The sequence below is a fragment of the Sediminicola luteus genome, from assembly GCF_040566555.1.
Classification (GTDB): domain Bacteria; phylum Bacteroidota; class Bacteroidia; order Flavobacteriales; family Flavobacteriaceae; genus Sediminicola.
In genome coordinates, this window is the sequence record NZ_JBEWYP010000001.1 from 66785 (window position 1) to 83726 (window position 16942).

The 16942-nt window shown below is 40.3% G+C and carries 11 protein-coding genes; 9 read left to right on the plus strand and 2 right to left on the minus strand.

Features of this window, described 5'->3' with window-relative positions:
- Positions 1–13: 13 nt before the first annotated feature.
- Positions 14–1042 (minus strand): WD40/YVTN/BNR-like repeat-containing protein, encoded by a 1029-nt coding sequence (locus tag ABXZ32_RS00335; RefSeq protein ID WP_354616703.1) that lies wholly within the window; start codon positions 1040–1042, stop codon positions 14–16.
- A gap of 71 nt (positions 1043–1113) precedes the next feature.
- On the opposite strand from ABXZ32_RS00335, the gene ABXZ32_RS00340 reads away from it, so the two are divergent.
- On the plus strand, positions 1114–2325 hold the full coding sequence (locus tag ABXZ32_RS00340) for an RsmB/NOP family class I SAM-dependent RNA methyltransferase (RefSeq protein ID WP_354616704.1): 1212 nt from the start codon (positions 1114–1116) through the stop codon (positions 2323–2325).
- An 83-nt stretch (positions 2326–2408) separates the two neighbouring features.
- On the opposite strand, the gene ABXZ32_RS00345 is transcribed toward ABXZ32_RS00340, so the two are convergent.
- Entirely contained in the window at positions 2409–4013 is a 1605-nt protein-coding gene (locus ABXZ32_RS00345; protein WP_354616705.1) for an amidohydrolase, read from the minus strand.
- 254 nt (positions 4014–4267) lie between these two features.
- On the opposite strand from ABXZ32_RS00345, the gene purL reads away from it, so the two are divergent.
- The 8 genes from purL (at position 4268) to ABXZ32_RS00385 (ending at position 16921) form a co-directional block, all read left to right on the plus strand.
- Positions 4268–7951, plus strand: a complete 3684-nt coding sequence (purL, locus tag ABXZ32_RS00350) for a phosphoribosylformylglycinamidine synthase (protein WP_354616706.1) — start codon at positions 4268–4270, stop codon at positions 7949–7951.
- 319 nt (positions 7952–8270) lie between these two features.
- Positions 8271–10055 (plus strand): AMP-dependent synthetase/ligase, encoded by a 1785-nt coding sequence (locus ABXZ32_RS00355; RefSeq protein ID WP_354616707.1) that lies wholly within the window; start codon positions 8271–8273, stop codon positions 10053–10055.
- 130 nt (positions 10056–10185) lie between these two features.
- Complete coding sequence (locus tag ABXZ32_RS00360) at positions 10186–10638, plus strand: MarR family winged helix-turn-helix transcriptional regulator (RefSeq protein WP_354616708.1); 453 nt, start codon at positions 10186–10188, stop codon at positions 10636–10638.
- A gap of 12 nt (positions 10639–10650) precedes the next feature.
- The gene (locus tag ABXZ32_RS00365) at positions 10651–13056 is read left to right on the plus strand and encodes a 3-hydroxyacyl-CoA dehydrogenase/enoyl-CoA hydratase family protein (RefSeq protein WP_354616709.1); all 2406 of its coding nucleotides are present in this window, start codon (positions 10651–10653) and stop codon (positions 13054–13056) included.
- Between the two features lie 41 nt (positions 13057–13097).
- On the plus strand, positions 13098–13445 hold the full coding sequence (locus ABXZ32_RS00370) for a four helix bundle protein (protein ID WP_354616710.1): 348 nt from the start codon (positions 13098–13100) through the stop codon (positions 13443–13445).
- A gap of 41 nt (positions 13446–13486) precedes the next feature.
- Positions 13487–14677, plus strand: coding sequence for an acetyl-CoA C-acyltransferase (locus ABXZ32_RS00375; RefSeq protein ID WP_354616711.1), 1191 nt, complete (start codon positions 13487–13489; stop codon positions 14675–14677).
- Between the two features lie 33 nt (positions 14678–14710).
- Positions 14711–15076, plus strand: a complete 366-nt coding sequence (locus ABXZ32_RS00380; RefSeq protein ID WP_354616712.1) for a four helix bundle protein — start codon at positions 14711–14713, stop codon at positions 15074–15076.
- Between the two features lie 33 nt (positions 15077–15109).
- Positions 15110–16921 carry an acyl-CoA dehydrogenase family protein gene (locus ABXZ32_RS00385; protein WP_354616713.1) on the plus strand — a complete coding sequence of 604 codons (1812 nt, stop codon included), beginning with the start codon at positions 15110–15112 and terminating at the stop codon, positions 16919–16921.
- The last annotated feature ends 21 nt before the right edge of the window (positions 16922–16942 follow it).

Sequence of the window (16942 nt, forward strand, 5' to 3'; positions counted from 1 at the left end):
ATTATCCTGTATTTTACTTAAACGTTAATTTTGCTATTCGTCCACTTCCTGCTGCGTAGGCTATAGAATCATTTAAAAAGCGTAGGGTATAAAATCGCTCATCGGACAGTTTTTCCCAGTTTGCCCCCATATCTCCGGAGTAAAAGATACCTTTAAAACCAACGGCGACCATATCCAAACCTGCACCGTTAGGAACAAATTGAACACAGCTCATATAACCAGGTTCTTTTCCGTCAGCCAACAATTGCCAAGTTTTCCCTCCATCTTTGGTAAGTGCTTTATTGGCGTTTTTATTTTCTGGCTTAGTATAATCCCCACCAATTGCAACCCCTAATTTTGAGTCAAAAAAAGCAATGGAATAGATTCCTTCGGTTTCCTTGTCTTTGAGCATAGGTGTGGTGAAAACTTCCCATTTTTTTCCCTTATCCGGGGAATAATAGATATTTCCTTTGGTTGTTGCCAGCCACGTGTTATCACCTATCATATCTATATTTGTATTACTGGCGGCAAAGGCCCCTTCTCCTTCACTTGCTTTCGGTAACGCACTACAAGGAATTTTTCTCCATGTTTTGCCTCCATCCCTAGTGATGATAATAGACATACATCCGTCCATACTATCACCCACGGCAAGACCTTCCTTATCGTTCCAAAACTTCATAGCATCATAAAATACCTTTTCGTCTTCCTCTTTGTACACCAATTCCATATCCCCCTGATCTCCGGTCTTGTAAAGCAAAGCCGGGTTGGAGACTGATAGCATAAAAAAGTCGGTCGCCGTATGTGCCACGGCCCTAAACTGTGGGAGAATACTATCATAGGTTTGAACCTTGGTCCTTACAATGCCCTTTTTTAAATCTACCGACCCGAACGTACCCTTATCAGCCGCAAAGGCTAAACTTCCATCCATGAGTTCAATGGCACGGATACTCAAGGAATCCTCATAAATAGTGTCTATCGTAACCGATTTAAATTGAAGGGATTTGGGCTTTTCATCACAGGAAACAAGAAACAAAAGTCCAATTATTACTGATAAATATTTCATAGGTATAAATTTCATCAAAAATAAACGGATTCCCTTCTAAAACAATACCTTTGCAACCTTAATTTTTTGGAATGCGATTACATAGAAATCTAGTATTTGGGGTTATTGATGCGTTGAACTTTATCTTTAACGAGAATGAGTATGCAGACAAGGTGGTGGAAAAAGTATTGAAGTACGATAAGAGATGGGGAGCTAGAGATAGGGCATTCATAGCTGAAACTACGTATGACATTGTACGTTGGAAGCGATTATACACGGAAATTGCCGAGGTAAAGGCACCATTCAACAGACCAGATTTATTCCGTATTTGGGCGGTTTGGGCCGTTTTAAGAGGAATAGAACTTCCTGATTGGAAACAGATAGAACCAACTCCGACACGAAGGATAAAAGGTAAGTTTGATGAGCTTTCGAAAATCAGAAAATTTAGGGAGTCTGTGCCGGACTGGTTGGATGAATTGGGTGAGGAAGCCTTGGGTGAAGAGTTGTGGACCAAAGAGTTACATGCCTTAAATCAGCAGGCCGATGTTGTTTTAAGGGCAAATACCCTGAAAACGACGCCTATAAAATTACACGATATTCTACTGGAGCTCAATGTAGATACAGAATTTATTAAAGGCTATCCAAGTGCATTAAAGCTAAAGGAGCGTAGCAATGTATTTACTACCGAAGCCTTTAAAGAAGGTTTATTTGAGGTACAGGATGCCTCTTCCCAATTAGTAGCCGAATTTTTGGATGTAAAACCAGGCCAAAGAGTCATTGATACCTGTGCAGGCGCCGGTGGTAAAACCCTGCATTTGGCAGCACTAATGGAAAACAAAGGTCAGCTTATTGCTCTTGACATTTACTCCCGTAAACTTTCAGAACTAAAAAGACGCGCCAAGCGTGCCGGAGCCCACAATGTGGAGACAAGGGAAATAGATTCTACCAAGGTCATCAAAAAACTGCACAATAGCGCAGATAGGGTGCTCATAGATGCACCATGCACTGGTTTGGGCGTATTGAGAAGGAATCCAGATGCCAAATGGAAAATGCAGCCCGATTTCTTGGAAAAAGTTATCGCAACGCAGAAACAAATCCTCAGTGATTACAGCAAAATGGTAAAACCAGGAGGTAAATTGGTATATGCTACCTGTTCTATCCTACCCCAGGAAAATAAAGAACAAGTAAAGACCTTTTTGGAATCTGAAGAAGGAAAAGATTTTATCTTAATAAGGGATAAGAATGTTTATGCCTCCGTTGAAGGTTATGATGGCTTCTACATGGCCTTATTACAAAGGAAGTAGATCTTATCTATTTTAATAATAAACAAAAAAGGTATAACCGCGGTTATACCTTTTTTGTTTTCATGTCTTCTCAAAACCCTTATCTACTCTTTTAAGGTGGGATAACTTACCCCAAGTTGCTCCAGATACGTATCGTATTTTTCTTCATCAAAATAAAATTGTTCCAATTGAGGTCTAAATTTTTCCATTTTATCCTGATTTAGATAGGTCGGCGGCAAATCGGCTTCCGTGATCATGGGTTGGTATTTGGTTTCTTTGCTCTGTTCATTATTGAAATAATCCCATGCCTTCGTCAATAGAGCGGGCTTAAGCAAAAAATCTAAAATGGTCATCGCCTCTGCTTGGGCCCCTGCCACAACTCCTTTATGTGCTATGGGTGTGGCCATCGCAATGGCATTGCTCCAATGGTGTCCTTGGAGACCTGGTATATTGGAAGGAAAGCGCAATGTAACGGTTGGTACCTTCCAGGAAACATCGCCAATATCATCAGAACCCCCACTTACAGGCTCTTTCACTGGTAGTCCCAAGGGATCCAAGACCGTATTTAAGCCTTCCAATTTATCTGAATTGACCTCCTTTTGCACGGCTTTGGCCAAAGTTTGATCGGCCTCCGACCAGGATGGCATGCCAATTTTTTGAATATTGGAATACATGCTCTCGGCAATCACCTTATTGTAATGTCTCGGCCATGCCGTTCCCAAGACCTTTGATGTCACTTTGGTACCCGTCATCAGGGCTGCTCCCTCCGCAATGTTATTGGCCTCCTTGTACATTTCCATGATACCCTCGTAGGTAATATCCCTAAAGTAATACCATATGGAAGCCTTGGAAGGCACTACATTTGGTTGATCCCCTGCATCTGTAAATATGGAGTGTGATCTTTTTAAGGGATGCAGGTGCTCCCTTTTATAATTCCAACCTATATTCATTAGCTCCGCGGCGTCCAAAGCACTGCGCCCCCTCCATGGAGATCCTGCCGAATGGGCGGCCTCCCCTTCAAAAGAGTATTCCACAGAAATAAGACCGGTTCCTTTTGTAGGACCCCAGGAAACTTCAAGATTATCTCCCACATGTGTAAAAATGCACATATCTATATTATCAAAAAGGCCATCCCTTACATACCAGGCCTTGGCTGCCACCAATTCTTCGGCAATACCAGGCCATATAACCAAAGTGCCTTTTATGTCCTCCCGTTCCATTAGCTGCTTTACCGCTAAAGCAGAGGTGATATTTAAGGGAATTCCTGAATTATGGCCTTCCCCATGCCCTGGGGCACCTTCAACTATAGGCTTATGATAGGCAACGCCTGGATACTGGGATGCTTTGGGAATACAGTCCACATCACTACCCAAGGCAATGACCGGTCCTTCCCCATTGCTCCATCTAGCAAACCAAGCGGTAGGAATCCCAGAAATGGAATTTTCAATCTCAAAACCATTTTCTTTTAGCAAGCCTGTCAAATATTTGGATGATTCTATTTCCTGAAAACCGAGTTCCGAAAAACTAAATACTTTATCGACCATGACCTGTGCCCGTTTATAATTGGCCTGAACAATTTGGGCGGCTTCGGCCTTTAATTTTTCCACCTGTTTTTCAGAATATTTCTTTTGGGAAAAACCGAAATTTACAACACCAATTAATAGGATTAGTAGCAATCCGCTCGTTGACTTTTTAATATTATATTTCATATACAGTGCTTAAGTTGATTCTAAATTTAAATAATTTATGTGCAACATTAGCCTTTTGATTAATCTCAATTTATTTAGTACATCTTCTTTTTCAATTAGAAATATTTCTAACCTTTTAACAGAATACACCCATCTCAGATCACTCTGTTCCATTAATTAACAATTAGTGCTTATAAGTGTTCACTTTTCTGGCCGGCATTTACACATAAAAAATGTAAATTTGTGCCTTGTTAAACAAACAATTTTCGAATTCCATGATTCACTTTTTCGGGGACATAAACACCAAAGTTTTTGCAGTACAAAGCAATACTGCGCTTTCACAAGAAGACATCTTTAAATTGACCTGGTTGTTTGGCAACCAACCTCAAATAAACACGGCGTCTCTTGACGCCTTTTTTGTTGGCCCAAGAGCAGCTATGATAACGCCGTGGAGTACAAATGCAACGGAAATAACCCAGAACATGGGAGTTTCTGGTATCATTAGGATTGAAGAATTTAAGGCCTCCGATAAAGAATCCTTGGATTTTGACCCTATGCTACTACAAAAGTACAACGCATTGACCCAGGATATTTTTTCGGTAAAAATTGAGCCTGAAGCAGTTTTGGAAATCGATGATATCACGGCCTACAATGAAAAGGAAGGCTTGGCATTAAGTAGCGAGGAAGTAGATTATTTGGACCAAATGTCCAATAAAATTGGTCGAAAACTAACCGATTCAGAGGTTTTTGGATTCAGTCAGGTCAACTCAGAACATTGCAGACATAAAATTTTCAACGGGACATTTGTAATAGATGGGGTTGAAAAACCATCCTCCTTGTTCAAGCTCATAAAAAAAACATCTCAAGAACATCCAGGCGATATTATATCTGCATATAAGGACAATGTGGCCTTTGTAAAAGGTCCAACTGTTGTACAATTTGCCCCGAAAAGTGCAGATAAACCTGATTTTTACGGGGAGAGCAATTTTGATTCTGTGATCTCTTTAAAGGCAGAGACCCACAATTTCCCTACCACGGTAGAACCTTTTAACGGCGCCGCTACAGGTGCAGGAGGAGAGATCAGGGACCGTTTGGCAGGTGGAAAAGGATCTTTGCCATTGGCGGGAACTGCAGTATACATGACCTCCTATTCCCGTTTGGAAGAAAATAGACCATGGGAAAAAGCAATCAAAGAGCGGGACTGGTTATACCAAACCCCGATGGATATCCTGATCAAAGCTTCTAATGGAGCTTCTGATTTTGGCAATAAATTTGGACAACCCTTAATTGTAGGTTCTGTTCTTACGTTCGAACATGAAGAAGATGCAAGGACCTTAGGTTTTGATAAGGTTATTATGCAAGCTGGTGGTATTGGTTACGGAAAAATGGATCAAGCCCTAAAAGATACCCCCAAAATTGGGGATAAAATAGTTATTCTTGGTGGTGACAACTACCGAATTGGAATGGGTGGTGCAGCCGTATCCAGTGCCGATACAGGTGAATTTGGATCTACGATAGAGCTCAATGCCATTCAACGTTCCAATCCCGAAATGCAAAAACGTGCTGCCAATGCCATACGTGGTTTGGTTGAAAGTGAACATAATCCTATTGTATCTATTCATGATCATGGTGCGGGCGGACACCTTAATTGTCTTTCCGAATTAGTGGAAGATACAGGCGGGAATATTGATCTTGACAAATTGCCGGTAGGTGACCCTACCCTTTCCGCAAAGGAAATTATTGGTAATGAATCCCAAGAGCGTATGGGATTGGTGATAGGAAAAAAAGATGTGGACATGCTTCATCGCATTGCAGATAGGGAACGTTCTCCAATGTACGAAGTAGGTGACGTTACCGGCGATAAGCGATTTACCTTCCAATCAAAAACTACTGGTGAAAAGCCGATGGATCTAGATCTTTCCGATATGTTCGGAAGCTCTCCCAAGACCATTATGACCGATACCACCATCACACGAAAATATGCAGCCCCCGAGTATTCCCTGGAGCATTTCCATGAGTATTTGGGTCAGGTCCTACAACTGGAGGCCGTAGCCTGCAAAGACTGGCTAACCAATAAGGTTGACCGTTGTGTTGGAGGAAAAGTTGCCAAACAACAGTGCGCAGGTCCTTTACAATTGCCTTTAAACAACTGTGGAGTAATGGCCTTGGATTATAAAGGCAAGGAAGGAATTGCAACCTCAATTGGGCACTCCCCTATTTCTGGCCTGATCGATCCGGCGGCTGGTAGTAGAAATAGTATAGCTGAAGCACTTACCAATATTATTTGGGCACCGATAAAAGACGGATTACAATCTGTTTCATTATCGGCCAACTGGATGTGGCCCTGTAAAAATAAAGGGGAAGATGCAAGATTATATGAGGCGGTGGAAGCGATTTCAGATTTTGCCATTGCACTGGGCATCAATGTGCCCACTGGAAAAGATTCCCTTTCCATGAAGCAACGTTATAAAAATGCAGAGGTGATATCTCCTGGAACCGTAATAATTTCAGCGGCAGCACATTGTACCGATATTACCAAAGTGGTAGAACCCGTTTTACAAAGAAATGGCGGGGATATCTATTATATCAACTTATCACAGGACAACTTTAAATTGGGCGGCTCGTCCTTTGCACAAATACGTAATACTATTGGGGACGAAGCGCCAACCGTTAAAGATGCAGAAAACTTCAAAAATACTTTCAATACCATTCAAGGTTTAATCGGGGAAGGAAAAATTATTGCAGGTCACGATGTGGCATCAGGTGGACTCATCACTACCCTTTTGGAATTGTGTTTTGCGGATACCCAATTGGGAGCCAAGTTGGATTTGGGCAGCCTGAACGAATCAGACACCATCAAATTGTTGTTTGCTGAAAATGCAGGTATCGTTTTTCAAGGAAAAGATGCTTCCCTAGAAAAGGTATTGAACGATGCCGGAGTGGCTTTCCATAATATAGGTTCAGTTCTAGAAGAGTCAATCCTATCTATTAAAAACAATAGCGTTGAAATGGGATTAAATATCAATTCCCTTCGTGACACCTGGTTCAAAACCTCATATTTATTGGATAGGAAACAAACCGCCAATAACCTGGCTCAGGTTCGATATGAAAATTATAAAAACCAACCCTTACGTTATAACTTCCCATCTCATTTTGATGGAAGTCTAAAAAATATGGTTGGAATACAGGTTCCAGGTCAACCGAAACCGAAGGCAGCTATTTTAAGGGAAAAGGGTAGTAATTCTGAACGTGAAATGGCAAATGCAATGTATTTGGCAGGTTTTGACGTAAAGGATGTTCATATGACAGATCTTATTTCAGGACGTGAGACTTTAGAAGACATTCAATTTATTGGTGCCGTTGGAGGCTTCTCCAATTCAGATGTATTGGGAAGTGCCAAAGGATGGGCAGGCGCCTTTAAATACAATGAAAAAGCGAATTTGGCCCTTAAAAAATTCTTTGCAAGACCAGATACCTTATCCATAGGGATATGTAATGGTTGTCAACTGTTCATGGAACTGGATCTTATCAATCCAGATCATAAGGAGCATGGAAAGATGACCTATAACGATTCCAATAAACACGAAAGTGGTTTTACATCGGTTGAGATACAAAAGAACAAATCAGTAATGCTTTCTTCTTTGGAAGGCGCCAATCTTGGGGTTTGGATCTCACACGGGGAAGGAAAATTTAAATTACCCATGTCAAAAGAGAACTATGATATCGTAGCCAACTACGGTCATGAAGGCTATCCTGCCAACCCTAATGGATCAGATTACAATACCGCAATGCTTTGTGATAAAACTGGAAGACACTTGGTGACTATGCCTCACATAGAACGTTCTATCTTCCAATGGAACTGGGCACACTATCCTGCAGGAAGAAAAGACGAAGTATCTCCATGGTTAGAGGCTTTTGTCAATGCAAGAAAGTGGGTAGAGACACATAAGAAAAGTTAATCATATCGCTTTAAAAAAAAGAGGGTGTACTAAAAGGCCGATGTTGAAACATCGGTCTTTTTTAATTTATCGGATTATAGATGTGGTTTATTCTTAAGGAGATTAAAAAAAATACGCCATTGGAATAAAAATAATTCAGTATGTTAGTTTAGATATAAATACCTCTAATTTAAAGGCTTAGAAAGGTTAAAAAATATTATTTTCATATTTGGACTAGTTGGAATCTAAGAATTCATTAATATTATAACATGTTATATATGAATGTCATTTTAGAAAACCGTTCCCTTTTCTTAATTTGGCAATACGTTTAGATAAAAATATGCAAACAATCACTCGCCTTTTTGACTTTCCCTATTATCAATTAGAGAAATATAACCTAGAAAAGTCCTTAGTTACCAAATACGATGGAGAATGGATTGCCACCTCCACCAAGGAATATATCGATAAGGCTAATACTGTTAGTCGTGCACTCTTGAGACTGGGCGTGAAACCAAATGATAAGATCGCAGTTATTTCATTGAGCAATAGGACGGAATGGAATATCATGGATGTTGGTATTTTACAATTGGGTGCCCAAAATGTACCTATTTATCCTACAATTTCAGAAGAAGATTATAAATACGTATTAAACCATTCGGAAGCAAAATATTGTTTCGTGTCCTGTAATGAGGTATATGATAAGGTAAAATCCGTAAAAGCAGATACGCCGCATTTATTGGACGTTTTCTCATTTGACACCTTATCGGATTGTAAAAACTGGAACGAAATCTTGGAATTGGGTGCCGACACTTCCAACCAAGTGGAGGTAGACGCCTTGAAAGATGCGGTACAGCCGCATGACCTTGCCACATTGATCTATACCTCGGGAACAACAGGAAGGCCAAAAGGAGTCATGTTGTCCCATGACAACGTCGTGAGCAATGCAATAGAAAGTTCAAAACGATTTCCGATTCTGGATGGAAAAGCCAAGGCTTTAAGTTTTCTTCCCGTTTGCCATATTTATGAAAGAATGATCATGTACCTCTACCAATATAGGGGAGTAAGTATATATTTCGCAGAGTCAATTGAAAAGATCAGCGACAACCTCAAAGAGACCGAGCCTCATGTTATGACAGCGGTTCCCAGGTTATTGGAAAAGGTTTACGATAAAATAATTGCCAAGGGTACAGAGCTTGGTGGTATCAAAAAGAAACTATTTTTCTGGGCTGTGGATGTAGGATTGAAATATGAACCTTATGGACAAAATGGCTGGTTCTATGAACAAAAATTAGCATTGGCCCGCAAACTTATTTTTAGTAAGTGGAAGGCTGGACTTGGGGGCAATTTAGATCTTATCGCTTCAGGTAGTGCAGCTTTACAACCGAGATTGGCCAGAATTTTCAATGCCGCAGAAATGGGAGTAATGGAAGGGTATGGCCTTACGGAAACGTCTCCGGTGGTTTCTGTGAACGATATGCGCAATGGCGGTTTTAAGATTGGCACCGTAGGGAAATTGATAGAACGTACGGAAGTGAAAATTGCCAAGGATGGGGAAATCTGTGTAAAAGGTCCACAGATAATGCTTGGCTATTATAAAGACACAGAGAAAACAAAGGAAGTACTCATAGATGGTTATTTCCATACGGGAGACATTGGAGAATTGGATTCGGAAGGCTTTCTGAAAATTACGGACCGTAAGAAAGAAATGTTCAAAACTTCCGGCGGAAAATATGTAGCGCCCCAACTTTTGGAAAACAGGTTTAAACAGTCGCGCTTCATTGAACAAATTATGGTGGTGGGCGAAGGAGAAAAAATGCCGGCCGCCCTAATTCAACCCGATTTTGAATTTGTTAGAAATTGGGCAAAGATTCATGACATAACAGTTGGTGACAATAAAGATTTAGTGACCAATGAAAAGGTTATAGAACGTTTCCAAGAAGAGGTAGACCTGGCAAACGAAAATTTTGCCAAATGGGAAAAAGTGAAGCAGTTCCGTCTAACTCCCGAAGCTTGGACCATTGAGGGAGGCCATGTAACCCCGACGTTGAAATTAAAGCGTAAAATAATTAAAGAAAAGTATTTGGATCTTTACCATGAAATCTATGGAAATCCAGATGCCCGATAAATAAAATTATATCTTTAAATACCCCTATAGCTTTAGGGGTATTTTTTTACCCTTCATTTATATATTTTAATAAAATTTATTATGCATGCATAATAAATTTTATTATATTTGGTAATCTATCAAAAATTAAATGAAGGACATTACTGTAGATTATGCACTAAGGGCAACATGGCAGGCAGTCACTAAAATGTATAATGAAGAAGCCAAAAACTATGATACTACCATGGCTATAGGTTTCACGTTGCTTAGCATTGACCCAAAAACAGGTACTCCTTCAACTGCTTTAGGACCAAAAATGGGAATGGAGGCAACTTCACTTTCAAGGATAATTAAAAGCATTGAGTCCAAAGGATTGATAGAGCGAAAGCCCAATCCTGATGATGGTAGGGGCGTTCTAATACATTTAACCCCACTAGGCTTAGAAAAAAGAAAATTATCCAAAGAAGTGGTCATGCGCTTCAATGAGGTGGTCAAGCTCAACATCCCAAACGAAAAACTTCAGCATTTTTTTGAGGTAACGGATACCATCAACAAATTGATTGCAGAAAAAAAAGTCTATATAAAAAATTCAACAACCAAATAATTCTATTTATTGATGAACAAGCATATTAAAAAGGTAGCGGTAATTGGTTCTGGTATTATGGGAAGTGGCATCGCATGCCATTTTGCAAATATCGGCGTAGAAGTATTGTTACTTGATATTGTACCAAGAGAATTAACCGATAGGGAAAAAGCCAAGGGACTGAGCTTAGAGGATAAAGTGGTTCGCAACAGACTAGTGAACGATTCTCTAACCGCCTCGTTAAAGTCCAAGCCCTCCCCTATTTATCACCAAGATTTTGCAAGACGCATCCAAACGGGTAACCTTGAGGACGATATTGCCAAGGTGGGCAAGGTAGATTGGATCATTGAAGTTGTGGTAGAACGATTGGATATCAAAAAGAAGGTATTTGAGAATTTGGAGAAGTATAGAAAACCGGGAACTTTGATAACCTCCAATACCTCTGGGATACCGATCAAGTTTATGAGTGAGGGAAGAAGCGACGACTTCCAGAAACATTTCTGTGGTACCCACTTTTTTAATCCTGCGAGATATTTGAAGTTGTTTGAGATAATTCCCGGACCAAATACTTCTCCCGAGGTATTGGATTTCCTAAATGGTTACGGTGAAAAGTTCTTAGGCAAGACTTCTGTGGTTGCAAAAGATACCCCCGCTTTTATAGGAAATAGAATTGGAATATTCAGTATACAGAGTTTGTTCCATATGGTAAAGGAAATGGACCTTACTGTTGAAGAAGTAGATAAATTGACAGGCCCCGTTATTGGTCGCCCTAAATCGGCAACTTTCCGTACGGTAGATGTTGTAGGCTTGGATACTTTGGTACATGTTGCCAATGGGATTCATGATAACTGTAAGAAAGATGAGCGTTTGGAACTTTTTAAACTACCGGACTTCATTGACACCATGATGAAAAACAATTGGCTGGGAAGTAAGACTGGCCAAGGTTTTTATAATAAAATTAGAAATGCAGATGGATCCAGTGAGATTAAGACACTAGATCTAAATACAATGGAATACAGGGCCAATAAAAGGGCAAGTTTTGCCACTTTGGAATTGACCAAGACCATTGATAGAGTAGCTGACAGATTTAAAGTGTTGGTCAGCGGTAAGGACAAAGCAGGTGAGTTTTACAGAAAAAGTTTTGCCGCCCTCTTTGCCTACGTATCACATAGAATTCCAGAAATCACCGATGAGCTTTATAAAATTGATGATGCCATGAAAGCTGGTTTTGGATGGGAACACGGTCCATTCCAGATTTGGGACGCCGTTGGATTGGAAAAAGGATTGGAGATGATCAAGGCAGAAGGTTTGGAGCCTGCTGCATGGGTCCATGATATGAAAACTGCCGGCATTACTTCTTTTTATGCCGTAAAAGAGGGATCAACCTACTATTATGATATCCCTAAAAAAGCAGTGGAAAAAATTCCTGGTCAGGATGCCTTCATCATATTGGACAACATCCGTAAGACCAAGGAAGTATTTAAAAATAGTGGAGTAGTTATTGAAGATTTGGGAGACGGCATTTTAAATGTAGAATTTCAATCTAAAATGAATACCATTGGTGGCGATGTTTTGGCCGGACTAAATAAAGGAATTGATCTTGCGGAAAAAGATTTTCAAGGATTGGTGGTCGGTAATCAAGCCGCTAATTTTTCAGTGGGCGCTAATATCGGAATGATATTCATGATGGCCGTAGAGCAAGAATATGATGAACTGAACATGGCCATAAAAATGTTTCAGGACACCATGATGCGCATGCGGTATTCATCTATCCCGACCATTGCCGCTCCCCATGGCATGGCCTTGGGAGGAGGTTGTGAACTTTCGTTACATGCCGATAAGGTAGTGGCTGCAGCTGAAACCTATATGGGCTTGGTAGAATTTGGTGTAGGTGTGATCCCTGGAGGAGGTGGATCCAAGGAAATGGCCCTGAGGGCTTCTGATACTTTCAAAAAAAATGACGTGGAATTAAACGTGCTACAAGAATATTTCTTGACGATTGGTATGGCAAAAGTTTCAACTTCCGCTTACGAGGCCTTTGATATGGGTATTCTTCAAAAGGGGAAAGATGTAATTGTAGTAAATAAAGATCGGCAGATAGCCATTGCTAAGTCCCATGCCAAATTAATGGCTGAAACAGGGTATACACAACCTCCGAAACGCACCGATGTAAAAGTACTGGGCAAACAAGCTTTAGGAATGTTTTTGGTAGGAACCGACGCAATGCAAGTTGGAAAATATATTTCCGAACACGACAAGAAAATTGCCAACAAACTGGCCTATGTAATGGCAGGTGGTGATTTATCAGAGGCAACCCTGGTGAGCGAGCAATATCTATTGGATTTGGAACGGGAAGCATTTTTATCACTCTGCACGGAGCGTAAAACCTTGGAACGGATCCAACATATGTTAAAAACTGGAAAACCACTTAGAAACTAGATAAACTAGAATTGAGATATCAGTATTAAGTAGTCAGACAAATGCATAAAATAGAAGATTTAAAAATTTGGAGAAAGTCGATTTTATTGACTAAATCCGTGTATGGTCTTTTAGCTGAATTGTCTTCTGATGAAAAATATGGTTTAATATCCCAAGTAAAACGTAGCTCCATTTCTATACCTTCCAATATAGCAGAAGGGGCTGGTAGAAATTCGAATAAAGAATTTAAACACTTTTTAAGTATTGCTAATGGTTCTAGTTATGAACTTCAAACACAGCTAATATTATTAATAGAACTAAATCTAATTCATAAAGAAAAAATTCAACCAGTAATTGATTCTTGTATTGAAATTCAAAAAATGAATTATTCATTTCAACAAAAATTATAAATCTCAATACAAAATTCTAAATACTCAATACTATACTAAAAATGAAAACAGCTTATATAGTTAAAGCCTACAGAACTGCAGTCGGGAAAGCACCTAAAGGAGTATTCCGATTCAAAAGACCTGATGAATTGGCTGCGGAAACCATCGAACATATGATGAAGGAGGTTCCGCAATTGGATAAAAAACGAATTGATGATGTAATGGTCGGCAATGCCATGCCCGAAGCCGAACAAGGATTGAATGTAGCTCGATTGATTTCCCTAATGGGATTGAACATCGATGATGTACCTGGGGTTACCGTAAATAGGTATTGCGCATCCGGAATAGAAACTATCGGCATCGCCACTGCGAAAATCCAATCTGGAATGGCTGAATGTATTATAGCAGGTGGTGCGGAAAGTATGAGTTACATTCCCATGGGAGGATATAAGCCGACTCCCGATTATGCTGTGGCCAAAGAAGGACACGAGGATTACTACTGGGGAATGGGACTAACAGCTGAAGCTGTTGCGGAACAATTTAAGGTATCCCGTGAGGATCAGGATGAATTCGCGTACAATTCCCACATGAAAGCCTTAAAAGCCCAAGCAGAAGACCGTTTTAAAGAACAAATAGTACCTATTACGGTGGAGCATACATTTGTAAATGAAAGCGGGAAAAAAGAAACCAAGAATTATACTGTGACTAAGGATGAGGGTCCAAGGGCCGATACATCTTTAGCAGTTTTGAACAAGTTAAGACCTGTATTTGCCGCCAACGGATCGGTGACCGCTGGTAACTCTTCACAAATGAGCGATGGTGCGGCCTTCGTACTTGTAATGAGCGAGGATATGGTGAAGGAACTCAATTTGGAACCTATCGCAAGACTTGTTAATTACGCCGCTGCAGGTGTGGAGCCTAGAATTATGGGGATAGGACCTGTTAAGGCTATTCCAAAAGCATTGAAACAAGCAGGTTTGAAACAAGAGGATGTTGAATTGATAGAGTTGAACGAAGCTTTTGCTTCCCAGTCGTTAGCTGTTATCAGGGAGCTGAAACTCAATCCCGATATTGTGAATGTCAACGGTGGGGCTATAGCTCTAGGACATCCATTGGGATGTACAGGTGCCAAATTATCGGTGCAGTTATTTGATGAAATGCGCAAGCGAAACATGAAAGGAAAATACGGCATGGTGACCATGTGTGTTGGAACCGGACAAGGCGCTGCAGGGATTTTTGAATTTTTAAATTAGACACAAGACCACTGAGCCAAGAATCAAGACATTATGAACGGGCATAATTGCAAAAAATTGAAGATTTGGCAAGAAGGCATGTGTATTGTTTCGGAGACTTATAAAGTAGTTAAGTCTTTTCCTGATTTTGAAAAATTCAATTTGGATTCACAACTGATTAGGTGTTCTGTTTCTATTCCTTCCAATATAGCAGAAGGAACAAGCAAATTAACAGACAAACACTTAAACAAATATTTAGAGGACAGTTTGGGTTCCTCCTTTGAATGGGAAACTCAAATAATAGTCGCTTATAATGAAGAATATATTACTGAAGAAAAATTCAGATTTTTAGAAGATAAAATACAACAACTACAAAAAATGATATCAGGATTTCAAGGTGGACTACGTAATAAGTCTTGAATCTTATCTCTTGATTCTTAAATTTTAGAACTTATGAGTACAGAAGCCATTAAAAAAGACATATTGCGAGGTGGACAATTCCTTGTAAAAGAGACCAAATGCGAGGATATTTTTACCCTTGAGGATTTGTCCGAAGAGCAGAAAATGATGCGTGATAGTACCAAAGAATTCGTTGATAGGGAGCTTTGGGCACACTGGGAGCGTTTTGAAAAGAAAGATTACGCCTATACCGAGGAATGCATGCGAAAAGCAGGTGAGCTTGGTCTCTTGAGCGTTGCTGTTCCTGAATCCTATGGCGGAATGGGGATGGGATTTGTTTCCACTATGCTGGTGTGTGATTACATCTCAGGAGCTACAGGTTCATTCAGTACAGCCTTTGGAGCCCATACAGGGATTGGGACCATGCCAATTACACTTTATGGAACAGAGGAACAAAAACAGAAATACGTACCTAAATTGGCGTCTGGAGAATGGTTTGGGGCCTATTGCCTAACAGAGCCGGGAGCAGGTTCTGATGCCAATTCGGGAAAGACCAAAGCAGTCTTATCGGAAGATGGAAAGCACTATAACATCACTGGACAGAAAATGTGGATCTCCAATGCGGGGTTCTGTAACCTGTTCATTGTCTTTGCCCGCATAGAGAATGACAAGAACATTACCGGTTTTATTGTTGAAAATGACCCGAGTAACGGAATTTCCATGGGTGAGGAAGAAAAGAAATTGGGAATACACTCCTCTTCTACCCGCCAGGTATTTTTCAATGATACCAAGGTGCCCGTTGAAAATATGCTTTCGACAAGAGGAAATGGATTTAAAATTGCCATGAACGCTTTAAATGTTGGGCGTATCAAATTGGCCGCTGCCTGTCTAGAAGCTCAAAGAAGAGTAATTGGTGAGGCAACTAAATATGCCAATGAACGTATCCAATTTAAAACCCCAATCATTAATTTTGGGGCCATCAAAGCAAAAATAGCCAATATGGCTACCAATTGCTATGCAGATGAGTCAGCTTGTTACCGTGCAGCAAAAAATATAGAAGATCGTATTGCCATGCGTGAAGCTGATGGCAACTCACACCAAGAAGCTGAGTTAAAAGGGGTTGAAGAATACGCCATTGAATGTTCTATTCTTAAAGTTGCCGTTTCAGAAGACGTTCAGAGCACCTCGGATGAAGGGATCCAAATTTTTGGTGGAATGGGATTCTCTGCAGACACTCCAATGGAATCTGCTTGGAGGGATGCCCGTATTTCCAGGATATATGAAGGCACCAATGAGATCAACCGCATGTTGGTCGTTGGAATGCTTGTTAAAAAAGCCATGAAAGGCCATGTTGACCTTTTAGGACCTGCTACCAAAGTAGGTGAAGAATTAATGGGAATACCATCATTTGAAACCCCTGATTTCTCAGAGCTTTTTGCTGAGGAAAAGGATGTACTTGCAAGATTGAAAAAGGTCTTCTTGATGGTTGCAGGGGCTGCCGTTCAAAAATATGGACCAGATTTGGAGAACCATCAACAACTGATGTTGTCTGCCTCAGATATACTTATTGAAATCTATATGGCAGAATCGACAATTTTAAGAACTGAGAAGAACGCCAAACGTTTTGGGGAAGATGCCCAAGCCACTCAAATAGCAATGTCCAAGTTGTATTTGTATACAGCCGTTGATACTATTATCCAAAAAGGTAAAGAAGCTATTGTTTCTTTTGCAGAAGGTGATGAACAACGCATGATGTTAATGGGCTTAAAACGTTTTACCAAATATACGAACCTACCCAACGTAGTGGCACTTCGCACCCAGATCGCTGATCAGGTTGCAGCTGCCAACGGGTATACTTTTGACTAATTCAAATTGATGCCTTGACCA